Origin of the sequence: Streptomyces sp. CNQ085, assembly GCF_022614595.1 — a bacterium.
Classification (GTDB): Bacteria; Actinomycetota; Actinomycetes; order Streptomycetales; family Streptomycetaceae; genus Streptomyces.
In genome coordinates this window covers 1-20,463 of sequence record NZ_JAJFAU010000017.1, presented here as the reverse complement: position 1 = coordinate 20,463, position 20,463 = coordinate 1, and the positions used below count along the sequence as shown (strand labels likewise).

Sequence of the window (20,463 nt, the reverse complement as noted above, 5' to 3'; positions counted from 1 at the left end):
CTTCCCGTACCACCCGCACGACCAGGAGGAGTTGGCACATGAGTCTGAGGGCGCGCATCAACGCTCCCGAGACGGCCGCCGACCGGCAGGAGGAGAGCCGTCTCGTCACGGTCTACCGGGCCAAACTGCTGGAGGAGATCGACCTCGCGGAGATGTCGGCGCTCGCCGCGGCCGAGCGCCGGGTGCGCCTGGAACGGGTGCTGGGCCACATCATCAGCCGTGAGGGCCCGGTGCTGTCCACCCAGGAGCGCTCCCTGCTCATCCGCCGCGTGGTGGACGAGGCGCTGGGGCTGGGCATCCTGGAACCGCTGCTGGAGGACGCCTCCATCACCGAGATCATGGTCAACGGCCCCGACCGGATCTTCGTCGAGCGGGCCGGACGCGTCGAACGGCTCCCGTTGCGCTTCGCCTCCGCCGAGCAGCTGATGCAGACCATCGAGCGCATCGTCTCCACCGTCAACCGCCGGGTCGACGAGTCCAACCCCATGGTCGACGCGCGCCTGCCCTCCGGCGAGCGCGTCAACGTCATCATCCCGCCGCTGTCGCTGTCCGGCCCCGCCCTCACCATCCGCCGCTTCCCCCGCGCCTACACCCTGCGCGAGATGATCGGCCTGGGCTCCCTCGACGAGCAGACGCTCGTGCTGCTGTCGGGCCTGGTGCGCGCCAGGTTCAACATCGTCGTCTCCGGTTCCACCGGCTCCGGCAAGACGACCCTGCTCAACGCCCTGTCCGGGTTGATCCCCGACGGGGAGCGCATCATCACCATCGAGGACGCCGCCGAACTCCAGCTCCAGCAGAGCCATGTCATCAGCCTGGAGAGCCGCCCGCCCAACGTCGAGGGGAAGGGCCAGGTCACCATCCGCGACCTGGTGCGCAACTCACTGCGCATGCGCCCCGACCGGATCATCGTCGGCGAGGTCCGCGGCGGGGAGACCCTCGACATGCTCCAGGCGATGTCCACCGGGCACGACGGATCGCTTGCCACCGTCCACGCCAACACCGCCGAGGATGCCCTGACGCGACTGCAGACCCTCGCCTCCATGTCGGAGGTGAAGGTGCCCTTCGAGGCCCTGCGCGACCAGATCAACAGCGCCCTGGATGTCATCGTCCAGCTCGGCCGCTACCCCGACGGGACGCGCCGCGTCAGCGAGATCGCCGTGCTCGACTCGCGCGGCCGGGAGGAGTACCGCATCGCGACCGTGTGCCGCTTCGACCCCCTGCCCGTGGGGGCGGATGGCGCGGTGCGCGGCGTCTTCCGTCACCTGCCCCTGCCCCGCCGCGTAGCCGAACGCCTCCACCTGAAGGGGGAGTCGGTCCCGCCCGCCTTCGGGGTGGCCCGGGACGACAGCCAGCTCCTCACCAGGGAAGCCGTCTAACCACCGAGGAAAGCCCATCCGACATGGACAATCTCGTGTTGCCGACGATCGGCGCCACACTGCTCGGCGGTGTGCTCGCGGTCGCGGGCGTGCACGCCTACTCCTCCGGGAGGGCGCAGCACCGGGCACTGATCGACCGGCTCTCGCAGGCCGGGCCGTCCGCGGGCGCCGGGCGTCCCCGCAGGTTCGCCGGCATCGACCGGCGGCTGCGCGGGACCGGGCTGGGCAGGAGGGTCGAGCTGAAGCTCGCCGCCACCGGCCTGGACCTGACACCGGGCGAGTTCCTCGTCCATCTGACCGCGGTGGCGGCCGGGCTGTGGCTGCTGGCCTCCTCGGTCCTGGCGCCCTTCTTCGGTCCGATCGCCGGGTTCATCGGCGTCTGGAGCGCCAACGCCTTTCTCAACTGGCAGCGCAACAGGCGCAACGAGGCTTTCATCGGACAACTCCCGGAGTTGTCCCGGGTGCTGGCCAACGCCACCCGCGCCGGGCTCGCCCTCCGCACCGCCCTGGCCATGGCCGCGGAGGAGATGGAGGCGCCGGCGGGCGACGAACTCGCCAAGGTCGCCGCCCAGCTGGCGGTCGGGCACTCCGTCGACGACGCTCTGAACGAGCTCGCCGAGCGGCTTCCCTCGCGCGAACTGGCCGTCCTGGTCACGACCCTGGTGCTCTCCAACCGGGCCGGCGGCACGGTCGTCGGCTCCCTGCAGAACCTCACCCGGACCCTGGAAGAGCGCAAGGAGACCAGGCGCGAGGTCCGCACCCAGCTCTCCCAGGTGAGTGTCACGGCCTACACCGTGCCCGCCATCGGCCTGGGCGCCATGCTGCTGATCAACGCCATCGAGCCCGGTGCCCTGGACCGGGTCACCGGGAGCCTGCCCGGACAGGTCGCGGTGATCGTCTCGCTGGGGCTGTACGTCCTGGGGTTCGTCGCCATCCGCCGCATCTCCAAGATCGACGTCTGAGGGAGGAGAAGTCATGGGCCTGCTGCTCGCGCTCCTCCTGGGGCTCGGTGTCTACGGGATCTTCGCCGGCGTCCGCATGTACCGCAGCGAGACCGAGCTCCCGGGGGACCTGGCCGTCGCCCTGGAGGTCGGCTCCACACGCGCCGGCGCCGTTGGATCGGTCGTCGACCGGCTGGGCATGCGCTGGGCGCCGCTGGTGCTGCGCATGTTGGGCCCGGCCCGCGTGGACCGCAAGCGCCGCCGGATCAGCATGGCCGGCAACCCGGGCGGCCTCACCATCGACCGCTACGCGGCCCGCCGCGCCGTCTACGGCTTCCTGGGGTTCTTCGGCGCGCTGGTGATGCTGGCCGACGGGCAGCCGGTCGCGGCCGGACTGCTGGTCGCCTTCGGGCTGCTGTGGGCCGAGGTGGGGCTGTGGGTGGCCGTCCGCCAGCGCCGTGAGGACATCGAGCGAACCCTCCCCGACTTCCTGGACGTCCTCGCCGTCGTCGTCAGCGCCGGGCTCGGCTTCCGGCAGGCACTGGAGAGGGTGGCGGAGCGCTACGAGGGCCCCTGGGCGGACGAACTGCGCATCACGCTGCGCCAGATGGACATGGGGGTCAGCCGCCGCCAGGCCTTCGACGAGCTGCGCCGGCGCAACGACTCCGAACAGGTCGCGATGTTCGTCAGCACGTTGCAGCAGGGCGAGGAGCTGGGCGCCCCGATCGTCGACACACTGATCGCCATAGCGAACGACATGCGGCGCGCCGACGCGCAGAACGCGCGGCGCCGGGCGGCCAGGGCGATTCCCAAGGCCACCATGATCGTCACCACCTTCATGGTGCCGGCCACCATCATCCTGATGGGCGCCGGACTACTGCTCGGTTCCGGAACCGACTTCGGTTCCATCATGGGTGACTAGGCATGGCCGTCCGACCCTGGTCGTCCGTCCCCGCCCGCCCGGTCGGGCTTCCGTCCGGGCGGGCGTCCCGGCGCGGGAACGCGGCCGGTCTCGAATGCGCCACAATTCGTGGAGAGTCTTCGCATCCGCAACTTGATGTGGCACAGTCAGAAATGATCCCGGGGCTTCCCGGGTGGAGACGTTCCGGGGTGGCGGCGGGAGGCGAAGCCGATGGAAGCGGAAGCGGTCGGCCGTCGCGCCCTCGGTGGTGGACGCCACGTCACATCCGGGCCGCGTGCGGGTGAACAGATCCGGGGAAAAGGGAGTTGGAACCGAGGATTCCGGGACGAGCCGGGTGAACCCGCGTACGTTTCTCGTGTCGCCGACAGGACCGGCCCCGTGCGGGCCGGTTACGGGGACGGCGTCAGAGGCACAGAATCGTATGTGTCGGCCGGCGGACGGCCGGCCGGACTCGGAGGGGAACACCGTGAGCGACAAACTGCTGAAGACCGCCGTCGACACCCAGACCCGCCTGCACGGCTGGCGGAACACCACGGCCGACGCCATGCGGCGCCGCTCGGACGAGGGGCAGTCCGCGGTGGAGTACATGGGCATCATCGTGGTGGTCGTGGCGATCATCGTCGTGCTGCTCAGCACCAACTTCGGGGACCGGATCGCCGCGGAGATCTCCAACCAGATCGACAGCATCACCTCCGGGTGACCAGGAGAGGAGCCGAGGCGGGGCAGGCCGCACCCGTCTACGTCACGGCGGTGGCGGGCCTGCTCTTCCTCGCGTTCGCGTACTTCGCGGTCGGGATGGCCTCCGCCGGCCGGAACGACGCCCAGGGCGCGGCGGACGCCGCCGCTCTGGCCGCGGCGCAGGACGCCAGGGACGGGATACGGGAGGACCTGCTGGACCTCTTCGATCCGGATGCCTGGGAGGACCTGCTCGACGGCGACCGGCCGGGCGGCACGAGCGGTCCCTGCGGCGAGGCGTCGGAGTTCGCGCGGAAGAACCGCGCCGAGACGGTCTCGTGCGAACCGGTTTCCTTCCCGGCGGGGTTCACGGTGGAGGTCAGGAACGCCAGGCCGATCGGGGAGTCGCTGATCCCCGGCACCGAGAACCGGTACGCCGAGGCCGCAGCCACCGCCGTGATCGAACCCCGTTGCGGAGTCAGGGAGGCCGAGAGGGAACCGGAGGATCCCCCCGGGGAACCCGGGGACGGCGAGGACGAGGAGAGGGAGGGCAGCGAGGAGGCGGAGAAGGAGCACGAGTTGTTCTGTGAGGGGATCGACGATCCCATCGAGATCGACCCCGACCGCCTCGCCGACCTCCTTCCCGACCCCGAGGATCTGTTCTCCGTCCGCCTGGCGGACCGGTGAGCGAACGACGAGCAGAGGGAACGCGATTCATGGGCACACGCGAGAACGGGAAGCTGTTGCGGACTGTTACCGCCGCAGCGATGACGGCGGCGATGGCTTTCACCCTGACCGCGTGCGGCGGGGGGGACAGGGCGCCGGACACCGGCTCGTCCTCGCAGCCGCCCGGTGAGGGGGGAGACATGGACGGGGAGGGTGTCCCGGATTCCGCCTCCGAGGACGGAGAGGTCATGGCTACGCTCAATGGGACGAACGGCGTGAACATCGCCGTGACCTCCGCGATCCGCGACCAGGGGGGGTTCGTCACGGTCAAAGGGAAGATCGAGAACACCGGAGACCGGGCGTATCTCTTCGACCGTTGGTCGGCGGGAGACCAGGACTTCAGCGGTAAAGGTGCCTCGGTCGGCGGCATGACGCTCGTCGACAAGGAGGGGAAGAAGCGCTACTACATCCTCCGTGACACTGACAACAACTGTCTGTGCACGATGTTCCCCGGCGGTCTGGGAGCGGGCGAGATCGCCGATTTCTTCGCGCAGTTCCCCGCCCCTCCGGCCGAGACGACCGAGGTCGACCTGCAGGTGCCCACCATGAGCAGCGTGACCATCCGGATCACCGACAAATGAGGAGCGCGCAGCGATGACCGACAGACCGCGCTCCCTCGCGGTGCGGCGCACCGCGGCGGCGGGTGCCGCCGCCCTGCTGGTCGCTTCCGGCCTGACGGCGACGGCGGCGGGCGCCGCGTTCGCCGACCCCGGCCCCAGCGCGCCTCCCGACTTCGCGCCCTCCCCGCCGCCGCCGGTGGAGGTGGACCGGAACGCGCCCGGCCTGATGATGAAGGACGGGGGCACCCTCAAGGAGCCCAAGGTCCTCGACATCCGCTCCATCATCGAGGAGCAGAGCGGCGCGGAGCGGCGCGAGGACACCAACTCCCAGACAAAGTTCACGCTCCAGGCCGAGGTGCTCTTCGGCAAGGACAGCGCCCGGCTGAACGGCGAGGCGCACTCGCGGATCTCGGCCATCGCCGGGGAGATCGACGAGCAGGGCGCCGCGGAGGTCAACGTCTTCGGCTTCACCGACAACCTGGGCTCCTACGAGCACGGCTTGGAGCTCTCCAAGAAGCGGGCGACCGCCGTCCACCGGCAGCTGGTGAGGGAGCTCGCCTCCGACGTCACCTTCAACATCCGCGGCTACAGCGAGGACTACCCGATCGCCGACAACTCCACGGAGGAGGGCCGCGAGAAGAACCGCCGAGTCGAGGTCTCCTTCCCGCGCGACGGCTGATCCGCGGCAAGCGGCGCGCGGCCTCCGGACCCGCCTCGGCGGTCATGCCGCCGGCGGTTTCGGCCCTCCCGCCGCGTCCGGTACTACCAGTGCGACCCGCACCCCCGGCCGCAGCCCCCAGCGGGCCATGGCGCCCGCCTCCGCCTCCAGTACGTGGCGGGCACGCGGCCGAGGGAGACCGAGGCGGCCGGGCCGCATCGTCCGTACGGCCAGTACGTTCAGCCGACGGTCGAGGTAGGCCACGTCGATCGCGAACCGCATCCCGAAGGTGTGCACGCTGCTCGCGGGAGTCAGCAGGATCGCCCCGTCGATGCCGTCGCGCCCCAGCAGGCCGCGTACGCGTGTGCGGTGGGACGTGGCCGTCTCAAGCGGCACGCCGGCCGCGCCGCCCCCGACGCTCAGAGTTCCCGTCCCGTCCCGCCAGCGCCCCATGCCACCGCCTCCTCGGCGCCGTTCTACCAGAGGGACGGCACCGGTGAGGCGGTGGCATGGTCCGTCCACAGGCTCTGTCCACAGGGCCGTGCCCGCCCGGCCCGTCCGCCGTACGCTCACCGAGTGCGCCTCGCCCTGATCGTCCTCGCCGCCGTCCACGGCACCGCCGCCGGGCTGCTCGTGCCGCGTGCCGTCTACCGTCTCGCCGTGGAGGCGGGGACGCCGTGGCGTGCGCACTGCCCCGCCGGGCACAGCCTGCCGGGATGGCTCGGGCCCGCCAGGTGCGGGGGGTGCGGGGGCGGGCGGGAGGGGCTGTACGGGCCGGGTGCCGCGTCGACGGCCGCCGTCACGGCGGTGGCGTGCGCACTGGTGGCCGCGGCCGTCGGGGGGCGGCCGGAGCTGGGTGTGTGGCTGCTGCTGGCGCCGTGCGCGGTGCTGCTGGCGCTCGTGGACCGCAGGGTCCACCGGCTGCCGGACGTGGTGACCCTGCCGCTCGCCGTGTGCGGCGCCGTCCTGCTCGGGATCGCGGCCCTGCTGCCCGGGGCGGGCGGCAGCTGGGCGCGCGCCCTGCTGGGCGGGGCGGTGCTGGGCGGGGTGTATCTGGTGCTGTTCCTGGTCAACCCGCGCGGCATGGGCTTCGGGGACGTCAAGCTGGCGGTCCCGGTGGGGGTAGCCCTTGGGTGGTACGGCTGGGGCGTGCTCCTGGGCGGAGCGTTCGCGGGCTTCCTGTTCGGGGCGGTCTACGGGATGTCGCTGCTCCTGGCGCGGCGGGCGAGCCGCAAGGCGGCCATACCGTTCGGCCCGTTCATGGTGGCGGGGGCCTTCGTGGGCCTGCTCGCAGGAGGGCTGACCGTGTGAACCGGCCCGCGGCTGCGCGCGGTGGGGCACGGCAGGGGATATGGTGGAAGCCCCCCCTCGGGCCGGTCCGTATCCCCCCCACGGACCGGCCCGCTTCGCGTCCCCGCTCCTCGACCGGCCGCGCGCCCCCCGTGCCGCCTTCAGCTCTCGCTGCTGAGGGCCCAGATGTTCGCGCCGGGCGCCGAGACGGCGTAGGTGTCGATCTCCGCCAGCTCCTCGTCGGTCAGCCCCGGACTCCGCAGCGCCGCCACGTTCGCCTCCAGCTGCGCCACGCTGCTCGCGCCGATCAGCGCCGACGTCATCCGCGGGTCACGCAGCACCCAGCTCAGTGCCAGCTGGGCCAGGGTCTGCCCGCGCCGCTCGGCGATGGCGGACAGGGCGCGCAGCCGCCCGACGACCTCCTCGGTCAGCAGGCCGGGATCGAGGGAGGTGCCCCGGGCCGCGCGGGAGTCCTCCGGGACGCCGCCCAGGTACTTGTCGGTGAGCAGCCCCTGTGCCAGCGGGGCGAAGCAGACGCAGCCCATGCCCTCCGCCTCCAGGGCGTCCAGCAGATGGTCGTCCTCCGTCCAGCGGTTGATCATGGAGTAGGACGGCTGGTGGATCAGCGGCCGCACCCCCATCTCACGCAGGATCCGCGCCGCCTCGCGGGTGCGCCGTGCGCTGTAGGAGGAGACGCCCACGTGGAGCGCCTTGCCCTGGTGGACGGCGGACGCCAGCGCGCCCATCGTCTCCTCCAGCGGGGTCTCGGGGTCGTAGCGGTGCGAGTAGAAGATGTCGACGTACTCCAGGCCCGTGCGCCTCAGCGAGGCGTCCAGGGAGGACAGCAGGTACTTGCGCGAACCCCACTCGCCGTACGGCCCGGGGTGCATCAGGTAGCCCGCCTTGGTGGAGATCACCAGTTCGTCGCGGTGGGGGAGGAAGTCCCGGGCGAGCAGGCGGCCGAAGTTGGCCTCGGCCGCGCCGGGGGGCGGGCCGTAGTTGTTGGCCAGGTCGAAGTGGGTGACACCCAGGTCGAAGGCGCGGCGCAGGATCGCCCGCTGGGTCCGGAGCGGCCGGTCGTCGCCGAAGTTGTGCCACAGACCCAGGGAGATCTCCGGGAGCAGCAGTCCGCTGCGGCCGGTACGGCGGTAGCGCATGGCGTCGTAGCGGGAGCCGTCCGGGCGGTACGGGGATGCGTCGTTCATGGGTTCCTGCCTATCACTGTCTTATCGCCGTTCTGTGACATTCCCGGCTCGTGCGGCCGTACGGCGGAGCAGTAAGGTGCTGAGGACCTGTCCGTTCCGGTCTTCACGGCCCGTCCCGGCCCGGGCTCCGCACGGCGCCAGGGCGCCGTGCGGGTACGGTCGGAGCGAACCGCGGTCCCCCCCACTTCCCACTCCCGGGCCCGTCCGGGCGAAAGCGCCTCCGGCGGGGCGGAGCCGGGGGAGGGGTCACAGGGTGCCGCGGGCCGACCCGCGAAGACGCGACCGGACGGGATCCGGCGCTCGGGACCTGCATGGAGGGGCTGAACAAACCGATGCTGCAATCTTCCCGGGGACGCACCCGGTATCCCCGGTGGCTGCGCCGCCTGGTCTACAGGCTCTACGCCCACCGGGTGGAAGGGCGTCTCGACCACGAGCAGGTGCCCAAGCACATCGGCGTCATCCTCGACGGCAATCGCCGCTGGGCGCGGGCCTCCGGGGGTACGACCGAGCAGGGCCACCAGGCGGGGGCCGAGAAGATCCGCGAGATGCTGGGCTGGTGCGCCGAGACGGACGTCGAGGTGGTAACCCTGTGGCTGCTGTCCACCGACAACCTCAGCCGGCCGGCCGGGGAGCTGGAGCCGCTGCTGGGCATCATCGAGGACGCGGTGCGCGACCTGGCCTCGGACGGCCGCTGGCGGGTGCACCACGTCGGCACGCCGGACCTGCTGCCCGGCCACACCCAGCGTGTGCTGAAGGAGGCCGAGGAGAGCACCCGGGGCAACCGGGGCATCCTGGTCAACGTCGCCGTCGGCTACGGCGGCCGGCAGGAGATCGTGGACGCGGTGCGTTCCCTGCTCGCCGACCGGGCCGCACGGGGCGCGACCCTGGAGGATCTCGCGGAGGAGCTCGCCCTGGAGGACATCGCCGAGCACCTGTACACGCGCGGGCAGCCCGACCCGGACCTGGTGATCCGCACCAGTGGCGAGCAGCGACTGTCGGGCTTCATGCTCTGGCAGAGCGCCCACTCCGAGTACTACTTCTGCGACGTGTTCTGGCCCGCCTTCCGGAAGGTGGACTTCCTGCGCGCCCTGCGCGACTACGCGGCCCGCCACCGCCGCTACGGATCCTGACGGACGTGCTCCCGGCGGCGGCCGGCACCCCCCTCCCAGGGGATACCGGCCGTTCACCGCACCGTAGGCATATGCCGGGGCATGGCGGCGGCCCCGGCAGGGAATATCCCCTCCAGGCCGGCTCCCGGCGCAGGGAGGCGGCCCCGGGAGGCCCCTTGCACACCACGGACGACCGTGCGGGCAGACGCACGCGAGGACGCGGCGGAGGGCCGGTGCCCGGCCCGTGCACGGGACCGGAGCCCGGCCTCATCCCCCGCGACGCCGTCGCACCCGACCTCTTCCGAGGGGGTAGGTCCATCCGTGGTGACCAGCACCAAGCGCCGGGAAGACCGGCGCACCTATGTCATCGACACCAGCGTCCTGCTCGCCGATCCGGCGGCCGTGACCCGCTTCGACGAGCACGAGGTCGTGCTCCCGGTGGTCGTGGTCACGGAGTTGGAGGCCAAGCGCCACCATCCGGAGCTGGGCTACTTCGCCCGCCAGGCCCTCAGACGGCTGGACGAGTACCGCGTCCTGCACGGGCGGCTGGACGCCCCGATCCCGATCGGCGAGCTGGGCGGCACGCTCAGAGTCGAACTCAACCACTCGGATCCGGCCGTGCTGCCCGCCACCATGCGCGGCGATCACGGCAGGCCGCTCGACAACGACTCGCGCATCCTGGCGGTGGCCAGGAACCTCCAGGCCGAGGGGTACGACGTCACGGTCGTCTCCAAGGACCTGCCGCTGCGCATCAAGGCCTCCTCCGTCGGTCTGCTGGCCGAGGAGTACCGGGCCGAACTGGCCGTCACCGAGTCCGGCTGGACGGGGGTGACGGAGCTGACCCTGGCGGCCGAGGACGTGGACGAGCTGTTCGCCGCGGAGAGCGTGTACGTGCCCGAGGCGGCCGAACTGCCGGTTCACACCGGCCTGGTCCTGCAGTCCGAGCGCGGCAGTGCGCTGGGTCGGGTCACGTCCGAGGGGCGGGTCAGGCTGGTGCGCGGGGACCGTGAGGCGTTCGGCATCCACGGGCGCAGCGCCGAGCAGCGCATCGCGCTGGACCTGCTGCTCGACCCGGAGGTCGGCATCGTCTCGATGGGCGGCCGGGCCGGCACCGGCAAGTCCGCGCTGGCGCTGTGCGCCGGGCTGGAGGCCGTGCTGGAGAGGCGGCAGCACGGCAAGGTGATGGTGTTCCGGCCGCTGTACGCGGTCGGCGGCCAGGACCTGGGCTATCTGCCGGGCACCGCCGACGAGAAGATGAACCCCTGGGCGCAGGCGGTCTTCGACACCCTCTCGGCGGTGACGACACGTGAGGTGGTCGAGGAGATCACGGCCCGCGGCATGCTGGAGGTGCTGCCGCTCACGCACATCCGCGGCCGTTCCCTGCACGACGCCTTCGTGATCGTCGACGAGGCCCAGTCGCTGGAGCGGAACGTGCTGCTGACGGTCCTCTCCAGGATCGGGCAGGACTCGCGGGTCGTCCTCACCCACGACATCGCCCAGCGCGACAACCTGCGCGTGGGGCGGTACGACGGGGTGGCCGCGGTGGTCGAACGGCTCAAGGGGCACCCGCTCTTCGCGCACATCACCCTCAACCGGTCCGAACGGTCGCCGATCGCGGCGCTGGTGACCGAGATGCTGGAGGACGGCCGGATCTGACCCGGTCGGTGAACGGCTCCGTGCGGCGAGATCGGGCAGCATAGCCGTGCGGGGCTTTTCGCGCGCTCTTTTCCACTCAATCGGTGCGCGAAACAGGATGTGAGTTTTCCCACATGTCACGGAATTGCATCCACCGTTCCGCCTCCGGCAGTGTGTGAGTCCTGTCAGGCCCCGCATACGGCACTCAGGCACCATCCGCACCGACCGGGTGCGGCCCCACAAGTCAACAGCAGCGCGCCGTATGCCGCCCGAAGCGCCGCGAGGCCCTCCTCTTCGGGGGTCCGGCCGGGCCAGTGCCTCCCGTGGCCAGCACGTGGGGAGGCCCGTGCCAGGGGCACGATCGCGCCCGCGAGGTCACCTGAGCGGGCAGTGTGGAAGGAAACCGTGTGACTCGGATCTCGGTCCGGGGGTTCGCGGTGGCGTCCGCCACCGCGGTCACCACCGTCGGCGCCGTCGTCGGTGTGGCCTCGGGCAGTGAGCAGGGAACGGCCGAACCGGTCGAGGCCACTGCCGCTGACGCGACGCTCCTCGCCGACATACCCGCAGGCCAGCAGGCCCAGACCGCTTCCCTCACACAGCAGGCGGACAACGCCGCCGTGGCGGCCGACGCCGAGGCGAAGAAGGCAGCCGAGGAGGCGGCCCGCAAGCAGGCCGCCAAGGACGCCCAGGCCAAGAGGGAGGCGGCGGAGAAGGCTGCCGAGGCCGCCGAGGAGGCGAAGAAGCGGGAGGAGGCCGAGCAGCAGGCCGCCAGCCGCTCCGCGGAGCGCACCGACTTCGCGGTGCAGAGCTCCTACACCGTCGCCCAGGTCAAGGCGATGGCCCAGCAGATCGTGGGCGCGGGCCAGTTCCAGTGCTTCTCCAGCATCATCGAGCGCGAGAGCGGCTGGAACTACAAGGCCCAGAACCCGTCCTCCGGCGCGTACGGCCTCGTCCAGGCGCTGCCCGGCTCTAAGATGGCCTCGGCCGGAGCCGACTGGCAGACCAACCCGGCCACGCAGATCAAGTGGGGCGTGAACTACATGAACGACCGCTACGGCAGCCCCTGTGGCGCCTGGGAGTTCTGGCAGGCCAATCACTGGTACTGAGCCTCCGCGCCGAGCCGCTCCCGCGGCTGCCCCGGTTCCCTCTCCAAGCCTCCTGCCCGCCGGCGGGGGGTTTGGCATGTCTGCCGGGGAGCAACCCTTTACCCCAGTAGCGTCGTCCCCGGATGGGACGGGCCGATACGGCGGACACGCCGGGTCGGGGTGGAACGGGCCATACTGGATCCGGTCGAACAGGACACGGGGGCGAAGGAAGCGGCATGTCGAGACTTCGGGGTCTTAAGACGGGGGTGTCGCGTGCTGCCACCCGGCTGTCCGAGCGGTTGGCTCGCGAAGAGGGCAACGACGAAGGCGTCATGGCGCCTCCCCCGGCCGCTCCGCCGGCCGGGCCGCCCTTCGGCGCCTACGATCCCGCGGCTCCCGCCGGGCCACCCCCGCCCGCGACCATGGTGCCGTGGGGGATGAGGGTGGCGGCCGAGGCCGGGTGGCGGCTGCTGGTCCTGGCCGGGGTCATCTACGTCCTGATGAAGGTGATCAGCACCGTCAGCCTGCTCGTGCTGGCCTTCGTCATCGGTCTGCTGTTCACCGCGCTGCTCCAGCCGACGGCCGCCCGGCTGCGGATGCTGGGCGTAGGACGCGGTCTGGCCGCGGCGATCACGTTCGTCACCGGTGTGGCACTGCTGGGCCTGGTGGGCTGGTTCGTGGTCTGGCAGGTGATGGAGAACCTGGACAACCTCACCCGGCAGGTCCAGGACGGCATCGAGGAGCTGAAGACCTGGCTGCTCAACAGCTCCTTCCACGTCACCGAGGCGCAGATCAACAATGTCGCCGACACCATCAACGACTGGCTCGGCAGCAACAGCCAGGAGATCACCAGCGCGGGGCTGCAGGGCGTGACCGTCGTCCTGGAGTTCCTCTCCGGCGCGGTGCTGGCGCTGTTCGTGACGATCTTCCTGCTCTACGACGGCCGGACCGTGTGGAACTGGACGCTCAACTTCGTACCCCGGGTGGCGCGCGACGCCGTCGCGGGCGCCGGGCCCATGGCATGGGCGACGCTCACCAGCTATGTGCGCGGCACGGTGATCGTGGCCTTCATCGACGGCTTCTTCATCGGTCTCGGGCTGTACTTCCTGGACGTTCCGATGGCCGTGCCGCTGGCCGTGTTCGTCTTCCTGTTCGCCTTCGTGCCGCTCGTCGGTGCGGTGGTCTCCGGGGCGCTGGCGGTCCTCGTCGCCTTCGTGGCCAACGGCGTGATCACCGCGCTGCTCGTCCTGGCGGTGGTGCTGGGCGTGCAGCAGTTGGAGGGGCATGTGCTCCAGCCGCTCATCCTCGGCCGGATGGTGCGGATCCACCCCCTGGGCGTGGCGCTGGCGGTGACCGCCGGAGGCCTGGTCGCGGGCATTCCCGGCGCGGTGACGGCGGTGCCGCTGGTGGCGGTGCTCAAGTCCGTCGTCATCTCCCTGCGGCGGTACGCGACGGGCCACGCCGTGCCCGTGGGCACCCCCGACCCGGCGTCGGTCGCGCCGCCGCCCGCCGCCGAGAAGCCCAGGTCGCCCAAGTCACCCGTGACCGTGCCGCCTCCGGAGCCGGAGGAGAACGGGGAGTCCGGCGGCCCGTCGCGGGACGAGGGACGGTAGACCTCCTTCCGGAGGCGTCCCGGAGGCGTCCCGAACGCACGGCGCTCCGCCGCACGGCGGGGCCCGGGCGTCTCCGCACCCCCCTTTCCCGAGGAACCCGGTGGGCGGCCGCCGACCTGGCGATGGGCGCCCGCGAGTCGCGCGGCGAGGCCCGGGAGAACCTCGGTTTCGGGCAGGTCGAGCGTTCCGACCGCGGCGCCTTCACCCCGTGGATCCTCGCCACCCCCGGGGCGCTCGACCCCGCCCGGCTGCCGGGGCCCCGGGCCGAGTTCTCCGTCAAGACCGACCCCGCGGTGCCGGACGCGCGCGAGTACGTCCGCAACCTCGTGGGGGTCGGCTCGCCCGAGACCCACGTCATGACGCTCAGCGGCATGGACCAGTCGGACGGGTTCGCCGCCGTCCAGCGGGCACTGTACGCGGGGCGGCCGGGGCGATGCTCCTGATCGGCGCCAGCATGGTCGTCTCCACCCTGGAGCAGTTGCGCGAGCGCAGGAAGCCGCTGCCGGTGCTGGTCGCCTTCGGTACCCGGCGCTCCACGCTGGGCTGGTCGGTGCTGTGGCAGACCGCGCTGCCCGTGTTCCTCGGGCTGGCGCTGTCGGTCCTCGGCGGGATCGGGCTGGGTGCGGTGCTGCTGAAGCTGGCCTCCGTGCCGGTCACCGTCCACTGGACGAGCCTGGGCGCGATGGCGGGCATCGGCGCCGGGGTGGTGCTGGTGACCTGTCTCAGTCCGCCGCCGCTGTGGCGGATGATGCGCCTGGACGGACTGCGCACGGAGTGACCGCCCGCCCGGCAGGCCGTGGGGGAGGCGCCGTCGAGGACAGGCGTCAGCGGCGCAGGTTCCGCAGGCGCTTGCCACGCTCCGCCTTCGCCTCGACCCCGCCGAAGACCGCCGCGCCGCGCACCACGACCACCGGTGCGTCGGGATCCGCCGACTCCCTGGCCTCCACGTCGTAGCCGCCCAGGATGCCGCTGCCCGAGCCGCGCAGGGTCACGTTCTCCGGGACCTTGATCTTGATGCCGCCGAAGACGGCCGTGGCGTTGACGACGAGTTCCCGCCGCTCGAAGAGCGCCTCGGTCAGGTCGATCTCGACCCCGCCGAACAGCGCGAAGGCGTTGGTCCTCGCCCCCGCCCGGCGGCGCCCCTTGCGCGAGGCCCCGCCGAAGACCGCGATCACGTCGTCGCCGCACCCGCCGGACGCCGGGCGGCCCGAGCGGGCAGCCGTCTCCCGTCCGTCCGGCAGATCGCGGACCAGCGGCCGCAGTTCGCCCACCGTCCCGGCCCGGCACGCCGCGTCGATCCGCTCGGCGTGCTCGCCGGCGTCCAGCCGTCCCTCCGCGAGTGCCTCGCGGAGGATCTCCAGCACCCGGTCGCGGTCGGCGTCGGAGGCGCGTACGTCCGCCCCGGCCGCCGGGGGCGCGGCGGGGGGCCGTTCCGCGGGCCGCTTGCGCGGGGAGGTCTTCTCGTCCACACCGCCACCCTAGCGAACGCGATACATCGCGACCAGTGCCGCGTCGGCCGGGGTGCGGCCGGCCCGGCGGCTGAGCCGCACCTCACACCACCGCCACCCGTTCGGGGGTCATACCCTGTGATGCGCCACCGTCGAGAGGAAGAGACCGTCCATGCCTGCCGACCCCCGACCGTCCCGCGCGGCCGCCTCCCGCCCGGCCTCCGAGGAGTTCGACCACACCGAACTCCTTCCCCTGGGTGAGGACACCACCCCCTACCGCCTGGTCACCGCCGAGGGTGTCAGCACCTTCGGGGCGGGCGGGCGCACCTTCCTCAAGGTCGAGCCGGAGGCACTGCGCAAGCTCGCGGCCGAGGCGATGCACGACATCTCCCACTACCTGCGCCCGGCCCACCTGGCCCAGCTCCGCCGCATCCTGGACGATCCCGAGGCCTCCCCCAACGACCGCTTCGTGGCGCTGGACCTGCTGAGGAACGCCAACATCGCCGCCGCCGGCGTCCTGCCGATGTGCCAGGACACTGGCACCGCGATCGTGATGGGCAAGCGCGGCCAGAACGTGCTGACCGGGGGCGACGACGAAAGGGCCCTGTCCGGCGGCGTCTTCGACGCCTACCACCAGCTCAACCTGCGCTACTCCCAGATGGCCCCGCTGACCATGTGGGAGGAGAGGAACACCGGCACCAACCTGCCCGCGCAGATCGAGCTGTACGCCACCGACGGCGACGCCTACAAGTTCCTGTTCATGGCCAAGGGCGGCGGCAGTGCCAACAAGTCCTTCCTCTACCAGGAGACCAAGGCCGTCCTGAACGAGGGCGCCATGATGCGCTTCCTGGAGGAGAAGATCCGCTCCCTGGGCACGGCCGCCTGCCCGCCGTACCACCTGGCGATCGTCGTCGGCGGCACCTCGGCCGAGTACGCGCTCAAGACCGCCAAGTACGCCTCCGCGCACTACCTGGACTCCCTGCCCACCGAAGGCTCCCCGGCCGGCCACGGCTTCCGGGACCTTCAGCTGGAGGAGAAGGTCTTCGAGCTCACCCAGAAGCTGGGCATCGGTGCCCAGTTCGGCGGCAAGTACTTCTGCCACGACGTGCGCGTGGTCCGCCTGCCCCGTCACGGCGCCTCCTGCCCGGTGGCCATCGCCGTCTCCTGCTCCGCCGACCGCCAGGCCCTGGCGAAGATCACCGCCGAAGGTGTCTTCCTGGAGGAGCTGGAGAGGGACCCGGCGCGCTTCCTGCCCGACACCACCGACGCCGACCTCGACTCGGACGTGGTGCGGATCGACCTCAGCCGGCCGATGGAGGAGATCCGCGCCGAGCTGTCCAAGTACCCGGTCAAGACCCGGCTGTCCCTGAGCGGCCCGCTGGTCGTCGCCCGCGACATCGCCCACGCCAGGATCAAGGAGCGGCTGGACGCGGGCGAGGGGATGCCGGCCTACCTGCGCGACCACGCCGTGTACTACGCGGGTCCGGCCAAGACCCCGCAGGGTTACGCCTCGGGCTCCTTCGGCCCGACCACCGCCGGCCGTATGGACGCCTACGTCGAGCAGTTCCAGGCCGCGGGCGGCTCCTTCGTCATGCTGGCCAAGGGCAACCGCAGCAAGCAGGTCACCGACGCCTGCGCGAAGTACGGCGGCTTCTACCTCGGCTCCATCGGCGGCCCGGCCGCGCGCCTGGCCCAGGACTGCATCAGGAAGGTGGAGGTCCTGGAGTACGAGGAGCTGGGCATGGAGGCGGTCTGGCGGATCGAGGTCGAGGACTTCCCCGCCTTCGTCGTCGTCGACGACAAGGGCAACGACTTCTTCACCGACCCCGGCCCGGCCCAGCCGTTCGTCACCTCCATCCCGGTGCGTTCCGAGGACTGACCGGTCCGCCCGGTTAGATTCGTTCCATGACCGGGACGAGCGACGACGAGCAGCAATACCGGATCGAACACGACTCCATGGGCGAGGTGCGGGTGCCCGCCCACGCCAGGTGGCGGGCGCAGACGCAGCGCGCCGTGGAGAACTTCCCTCTGTCGGGCCGGCGCCTGGAACGCGCGCACATCCAGGCGCTGGCCCGGATCAAGGCCGCCGCGGCCCGGGTCAACGCCGAGCTCGGCGTCCTGGACGCGGGTCTGGCCCGGGCCCTCGGACAGGCCGCCGATGAGGTAGCCGAGGGCCGTTGGGACGACCACTTCCCCGTGGACGTCTTCCAGACCGGCTCCGGCACCTCCTCCAACATGAACATGAACGAGGTGCTGGCCACGCTCGCGAGCGAGCGGCTGGGCGCGCCGGTGCACCCCAACGACCACGTCAACGCCAGCCAGTCCTCCAACGACGTCTTCCCCTCCTCCATCCACGTCGCGGCCACCGCCGCCGTCACCGGGGACCTGATCCCCGCGCTGGAGCACCTGGCGGGAGCGCTGGAGCGCAAGGCGGAGGAGTTCGCCGAGGTCGTCAAGTCCGGCCGCACCCATCTGATGGACGCCACGCCCGTCACACTCGGCCAGGAGTTCGGCGGCTACGCGGCGCAGGTGCGCCACGGGGTGGAGCGGCTGCGCGCCTGCCTGCCGCGCCTGGCCGAGCTGCCGCTGGGCGGCACCGCGGTGGGCACCGGAATCAACACCCCCCCGGGTTTCTCCGCGGCCGTCATCGCCGAGGTCGCCCGTGCCACCGGGCTGCCGCTGACCGAGGCCCGCGACCACTTCGAGGCCCAGGGGGCCAGGGACGCCCTGGTGGAGACCTCCGGGCAGCTGCGCACCATCGCCGTGAGCCTGACCAAGATCTGCAACGATCTGCGCTGGATGTCCTCGGGCCCGCGCACCGGGCTGGCCGAGATCCGCCTGCCCGACCTCCAGCCCGGCTCCTCGATCATGCCCGGCAAGGTCAATCCGGTGGTCCCCGAGGCGGTCCTGATGGTCGCCGCGCAGGTGATGGGCAACGACGCCACGGTCGCGGTGGCCGGGGCGTCGGGCAACTTCGAGCTGAACGTCATGCTCCCCGTCATCGCCCGGAACCTGCTGGAGTCGATCCGGCTGCTGGCGAACTCCTCCCGGCTGCTGGCCGACCGCACGGTCGACGGCATCGAGGCCGACGCGGAGCGGGCCCGCGAGTACGCCGAGTCCTCCCCGTCCGTGGTGACCCCGCTCAACCGCTACATCGGCTACGAGGAGGCCGCGAAGGTCGCCAAGCGCTCCCTGGCCGAGCGCAGGACGATCCGCGAGGTCGTCCTGGAGGCCGGCTACGTCGAGCGCGGCATGCTCACCCTGGAGCAGCTCGACCAGGCCCTGGACGTGCTGCGCATGACCCGCCCCTGACCCGGGGCACGGGGCCGGGGCGCGGGATCCTGGGCCCGGCCCCCGGACCGGGCCTAAAATCCGTGCATGACGGCGGACACGGCGGATCACACACGGGCGGCGGGCGGCACCCATTGGAAGGCCGGCGAGCACATTCTGTGGCGGTACCGGGCCAACGGCGGGGATGCCCTGCACATCTGCCGTCCCGTGACCGTCGTCCGCGACACCCCCGAACTGCTCGCCGTGTGGATGGCGCCGGGGACCGTCTGCGTCAAGCCGGAGCTCGCCGACGGCACTCCCGTGCACCGCGAGCCGCTCGCCACCCGCTACACCAAACCGCGCCGGGTGGCGCGGTCACGGTGGTTCGGGACCGGGGTCCTCAAGGTCGCGCGGGCCGGCGAACCCTGGTCGGTGTGGCTGTTCTGGGACCGTGGCTGGCGGTTCCGGAACTGGTACGTCAACCTGGAGGAGCCCCTGCGCCGCTGGAGGGGCGGTGTGGATTCAGAGGACCACTTCCTGGACATCACCGTCCACCCCGACCGCACCTGGCAGTGGCGGGACGAGGACGAGTTCGAGCAGGCGCAGCGCACCGGCCTGATGGACGCCGCCCAGGCCGAGCGCGTACGGGCCGCCGGGCGGCGCGCGGTGGAGGTGGTCCGCGCCTGGGGCAGTCCGTTCCGCGACGGCTGGGAGGACTGGCGACCCGATCCCGCCTGGCGGGTTCCCCGGCTGCCGCGCGACTGGGACCGCGAACCCGCACGGATCGGCTGAAAGGGCTGGTGGGGTCGCCGTGCGTCTCGCATGATGGCGGAGGACGTTCCGCGGTTCCTTGTTGTGCCCCGGGGCGTCGAAAGTAGGATCACCCCCGGACTCGGCGGAAAGCTCGTCATGGCGAACTCCCCGTCCATGCAAGGGATTTGGCGAACTGCCGCGAGAGGAGCCCCCCAGCGTGAGCGACACGGAAGGCCACCAGGTGTACACGGGCTACGACAGGGCGGCGATCGACCGCGCCGGACAGGCCGACGCGTTCGACGCGATCGGCGACCGATATGACGAGGTCTTTCCCCACAAGGAGGGGCAGATGGCCGCGGGCGCCTGGCTGGCGGAGGGGCTGCCCGCCGGTTCGCGGGTGCTCGACATCGGATGCGGCACCGGGGTCCCCACCGCCCGCCAGCTCGCCGACGCCGGGCACCGGGTCACCGGCATCGACATCTCGCCCTGCATGATCGAGCTCGGCCGGGCCAGCGTCCCCGGTGCCGACTTCCGCCTGATGGACCTCGCCGACCTGGAGCACGCCGGTCTGGGGCCCTTCGACGGCGTCGCCGCCTTCTTCTCGCTGCTGATGCTGCCGCGCAAGGAGATCCCCGTCGCCCTGCGGATGCTGCACGCCCAGCTGCGCCCCGGCGGGCTGCTGGCACTCGGCATGGTCGAGGCGGACGTGGACGACTTCGCCATCCCGTTCCTGGGGCACACGATCCGGGTATCCGGTTACCTGCGGGAGGAGCTGCGCCAGGTGGTGTCCGACGCGGGCTTCGAGATCGACGGAGAGGAGACGTTCGCGTACGCGCCGGCCAGCACGGACGTCTCTCCCGAGATACAGGTCTTCCTGAACTGCCGACGCCCCTGAGTCCTCAAGCGCTGGGCCCGCCCGATGCACGGCGCGGCCCCGGACGGATGGAAACCCAACGCGTGACGGAGTATCCGACCCCCCGACAGTCCGCTGCCCGGCCGACGGGCGGCGGTGCTCGTACGGCCGCGCCCGCGCCGGAACGAACGGCCGGGCGCGCCGCCGCCGCGCAGGCCGCGCTTCCCGATCCCCGGGACGAGCCGGGTGCGTCGGACCTGGCGGCCGCCATGCCAGGGGAAGCCCCCGTCCCGCCGGAGGCGTCCGTACCGGCCGCCGGGGGCTGCCCGCACACCGGCCACGCC

Annotated in this window: 21 protein-coding genes and 1 pseudogene; 19 read left to right on the top strand and 3 right to left on the bottom strand. The window is 71.9% G+C overall.

Translation table 11 applies throughout. The features are described from left to right. Positions 1 to 38: 38 nt before the first annotated feature. The 7 genes from LJ221_RS05515 to LJ221_RS05485 all read left to right on the top strand — a co-directional run bounded on the left by LJ221_RS05515 (position 39) and on the right by LJ221_RS05485 (position 5,879). Positions 39 to 1,376 (top strand): CpaF family protein, encoded by a 1,338-nt coding sequence (locus LJ221_RS05515; RefSeq protein WP_241714255.1) that lies wholly within the window; start codon positions 39 to 41, stop codon positions 1,374 to 1,376. Positions 1,377 to 1,399: 23 nt separating this feature from the next. Continuing rightward, positions 1,400 to 2,338, top strand: a complete 939-nt coding sequence (locus tag LJ221_RS05510) for a type II secretion system F family protein (protein ID WP_241714253.1) — start codon at positions 1,400 to 1,402, stop codon at positions 2,336 to 2,338. A 13-nt stretch (positions 2,339 to 2,351) separates the two neighbouring features. After that, the gene (locus LJ221_RS05505; RefSeq protein ID WP_241714251.1) at positions 2,352 to 3,239 is read left to right on the top strand and encodes a DUF5936 domain-containing protein; all 888 of its coding nucleotides are present in this window, start codon (positions 2,352 to 2,354) and stop codon (positions 3,237 to 3,239) included. A 466-nt stretch (positions 3,240 to 3,705) separates the two neighbouring features. Further along, positions 3,706 to 3,939: a hypothetical protein gene (locus LJ221_RS05500; RefSeq protein ID WP_241714249.1), complete on the top strand. Its 234-nt coding sequence runs from the start codon at positions 3,706 to 3,708 to the stop codon at positions 3,937 to 3,939. Then, the gene (locus LJ221_RS05495) at positions 3,936 to 4,601 is read left to right on the top strand and encodes a pilus assembly protein TadG-related protein (protein WP_241714247.1); all 666 of its coding nucleotides are present in this window, start codon (positions 3,936 to 3,938) and stop codon (positions 4,599 to 4,601) included. The genes LJ221_RS05500 and LJ221_RS05495 overlap by 4 nt, the downstream gene beginning before the upstream one ends. Positions 4,602 to 4,681: 80 nt before the next feature. Next, the gene (locus LJ221_RS05490) at positions 4,682 to 5,221 is read left to right on the top strand and encodes a hypothetical protein (protein ID WP_241714244.1); all 540 of its coding nucleotides are present in this window, start codon (positions 4,682 to 4,684) and stop codon (positions 5,219 to 5,221) included. Between the two features lie 13 nt (positions 5,222 to 5,234). After that, positions 5,235 to 5,879: an OmpA family protein gene (locus LJ221_RS05485; protein ID WP_241714243.1), complete on the top strand. Its 645-nt coding sequence runs from the start codon at positions 5,235 to 5,237 to the stop codon at positions 5,877 to 5,879. Positions 5,880 to 5,921: 42 nt separating this feature from the next. On the opposite strand, the gene LJ221_RS05480 is transcribed toward LJ221_RS05485, so the two are convergent. Continuing rightward, positions 5,922 to 6,311 (bottom strand): DUF192 domain-containing protein, encoded by a 390-nt coding sequence (locus LJ221_RS05480; RefSeq protein WP_241714241.1) that lies wholly within the window; start codon positions 6,309 to 6,311, stop codon positions 5,922 to 5,924. A gap of 123 nt (positions 6,312 to 6,434) precedes the next feature. Here LJ221_RS05480 and LJ221_RS05475 point away from each other — a divergent pair, with 123 nt between their 5' ends. Continuing rightward, positions 6,435 to 7,169: an A24 family peptidase gene (locus LJ221_RS05475; RefSeq protein ID WP_241714239.1), complete on the top strand. Its 735-nt coding sequence runs from the start codon at positions 6,435 to 6,437 to the stop codon at positions 7,167 to 7,169. Positions 7,170 to 7,309: 140 nt separating this feature from the next. On the opposite strand, the gene mgrA is transcribed toward LJ221_RS05475, so the two are convergent. Further along, a complete protein-coding gene (gene mgrA, locus LJ221_RS05470) occupies positions 7,310 to 8,353 on the bottom strand; it encodes an L-glyceraldehyde 3-phosphate reductase (protein ID WP_241714237.1) in 1,044 nt (347 codons plus the stop codon). Positions 8,354 to 8,685: 332 nt separating this feature from the next. Between mgrA and LJ221_RS05465 the strand changes: the two genes are divergently transcribed. The 6 genes from LJ221_RS05465 (at position 8,686) to LJ221_RS05440 (ending at position 14,573) form a co-directional block, all read left to right on the top strand. Continuing rightward, on the top strand, positions 8,686 to 9,483 hold the full coding sequence (locus LJ221_RS05465; protein ID WP_241714235.1) for an isoprenyl transferase: 798 nt from the start codon (positions 8,686 to 8,688) through the stop codon (positions 9,481 to 9,483). A gap of 300 nt (positions 9,484 to 9,783) precedes the next feature. Next, the gene (locus LJ221_RS05460; protein ID WP_241714233.1) at positions 9,784 to 11,118 is read left to right on the top strand and encodes a PhoH family protein; all 1,335 of its coding nucleotides are present in this window, start codon (positions 9,784 to 9,786) and stop codon (positions 11,116 to 11,118) included. Between the two features lie 386 nt (positions 11,119 to 11,504). Next, complete coding sequence (locus LJ221_RS05455; protein WP_241714231.1) at positions 11,505 to 12,203, top strand: transglycosylase SLT domain-containing protein; 699 nt, start codon at positions 11,505 to 11,507, stop codon at positions 12,201 to 12,203. Positions 12,204 to 12,418: 215 nt separating this feature from the next. Then, complete coding sequence (locus tag LJ221_RS05450) at positions 12,419 to 13,795, top strand: AI-2E family transporter (protein WP_241714229.1); 1,377 nt, start codon at positions 12,419 to 12,421, stop codon at positions 13,793 to 13,795. 122 nt (positions 13,796 to 13,917) lie between these two features. Further along, entirely contained in the window at positions 13,918 to 14,238 is a 321-nt protein-coding gene (locus LJ221_RS05445; protein ID WP_241714227.1) for a hypothetical protein, read from the top strand. Next, positions 14,229 to 14,573, top strand: a complete 345-nt coding sequence (locus tag LJ221_RS05440; RefSeq protein WP_241714225.1) for an FtsX-like permease family protein — start codon at positions 14,229 to 14,231, stop codon at positions 14,571 to 14,573. The genes LJ221_RS05445 and LJ221_RS05440 overlap by 10 nt, the downstream gene beginning before the upstream one ends. A gap of 46 nt (positions 14,574 to 14,619) precedes the next feature. Here LJ221_RS05440 and LJ221_RS05435 read toward each other — a convergent pair whose 3' ends face one another. Next, entirely contained in the window at positions 14,620 to 15,264 is a 645-nt protein-coding gene (locus LJ221_RS05435; RefSeq protein WP_241714223.1) for a DUF1707 domain-containing protein, read from the bottom strand. Between the two features lie 151 nt (positions 15,265 to 15,415). On the opposite strand from LJ221_RS05435, the gene LJ221_RS05430 reads away from it, so the two are divergent. The 5 genes and pseudogenes from LJ221_RS05430 to LJ221_RS05410 form a co-directional block, all read left to right on the top strand. Beyond that, entirely contained in the window at positions 15,416 to 17,122 is a 1,707-nt protein-coding gene (locus tag LJ221_RS05430; protein ID WP_241714221.1) for a fumarate hydratase, read from the top strand. A 26-nt stretch (positions 17,123 to 17,148) separates the two neighbouring features. Then, positions 17,149 to 18,555, top strand: a complete 1,407-nt coding sequence (locus LJ221_RS05425) for an aspartate ammonia-lyase (RefSeq protein WP_241714219.1) — start codon at positions 17,149 to 17,151, stop codon at positions 18,553 to 18,555. Between the two features lie 66 nt (positions 18,556 to 18,621). After that, complete coding sequence (locus tag LJ221_RS05420; protein WP_241714217.1) at positions 18,622 to 19,305, top strand: DUF402 domain-containing protein; 684 nt, start codon at positions 18,622 to 18,624, stop codon at positions 19,303 to 19,305. A 178-nt stretch (positions 19,306 to 19,483) separates the two neighbouring features. Further along, a complete protein-coding gene (locus LJ221_RS05415; RefSeq protein ID WP_241714214.1) occupies positions 19,484 to 20,161 on the top strand; it encodes a bifunctional 2-polyprenyl-6-hydroxyphenol methylase/3-demethylubiquinol 3-O-methyltransferase UbiG in 678 nt (225 codons plus the stop codon). Between the two features lie 62 nt (positions 20,162 to 20,223). Continuing rightward, positions 20,224 to 20,463: pseudogene (locus LJ221_RS05410) on the top strand (hypothetical protein); the annotation flags it as partial.

Excerpts from the sequence above, each read along its gene's own strand:
- LJ221_RS05515 (WP_241714255.1), top strand. The coding sequence starts at position 39 with ATGAGTCTGAGGGCGCGCATCAACGCTCCCGAGACGGCCGCCGACCGG.
- LJ221_RS05510 (WP_241714253.1), top strand. The coding sequence starts at position 1,400 with ATGGACAATCTCGTGTTGCCGACGATCGGCGCCACACTGCTCGGCGGT.
- LJ221_RS05505 (WP_241714251.1), top strand. The coding sequence starts at position 2,352 with ATGGGCCTGCTGCTCGCGCTCCTCCTGGGGCTCGGTGTCTACGGGATC.
- LJ221_RS05490 (WP_241714244.1), top strand. The coding sequence starts at position 4,682 with ATGACGGCGGCGATGGCTTTCACCCTGACCGCGTGCGGCGGGGGGGAC.
- LJ221_RS05485 (WP_241714243.1), top strand. The coding sequence starts at position 5,235 with ATGACCGACAGACCGCGCTCCCTCGCGGTGCGGCGCACCGCGGCGGCG.
- LJ221_RS05480 (WP_241714241.1), bottom strand. The coding sequence starts at position 6,311 with ATGGGGCGCTGGCGGGACGGGACGGGAACTCTGAGCGTCGGGGGCGGC.
- mgrA (WP_241714237.1), bottom strand. The coding sequence starts at position 8,353 with ATGAACGACGCATCCCCGTACCGCCCGGACGGCTCCCGCTACGACGCC.
- LJ221_RS05465 (WP_241714235.1), top strand. The coding sequence starts at position 8,686 with ATGCTGCAATCTTCCCGGGGACGCACCCGGTATCCCCGGTGGCTGCGC.
- LJ221_RS05450 (WP_241714229.1), top strand. The coding sequence starts at position 12,419 with ATGTCGAGACTTCGGGGTCTTAAGACGGGGGTGTCGCGTGCTGCCACC.
- LJ221_RS05445 (WP_241714227.1), top strand. The coding sequence starts at position 13,918 with ATGGGCGCCCGCGAGTCGCGCGGCGAGGCCCGGGAGAACCTCGGTTTC.
- LJ221_RS05440 (WP_241714225.1), top strand. The coding sequence starts at position 14,229 with ATGCTCCTGATCGGCGCCAGCATGGTCGTCTCCACCCTGGAGCAGTTG.
- LJ221_RS05430 (WP_241714221.1), top strand. The coding sequence starts at position 15,416 with ATGCCTGCCGACCCCCGACCGTCCCGCGCGGCCGCCTCCCGCCCGGCC.
- LJ221_RS05425 (WP_241714219.1), top strand. The coding sequence starts at position 17,149 with ATGACCGGGACGAGCGACGACGAGCAGCAATACCGGATCGAACACGAC.
- LJ221_RS05420 (WP_241714217.1), top strand. The coding sequence starts at position 18,622 with ATGACGGCGGACACGGCGGATCACACACGGGCGGCGGGCGGCACCCAT.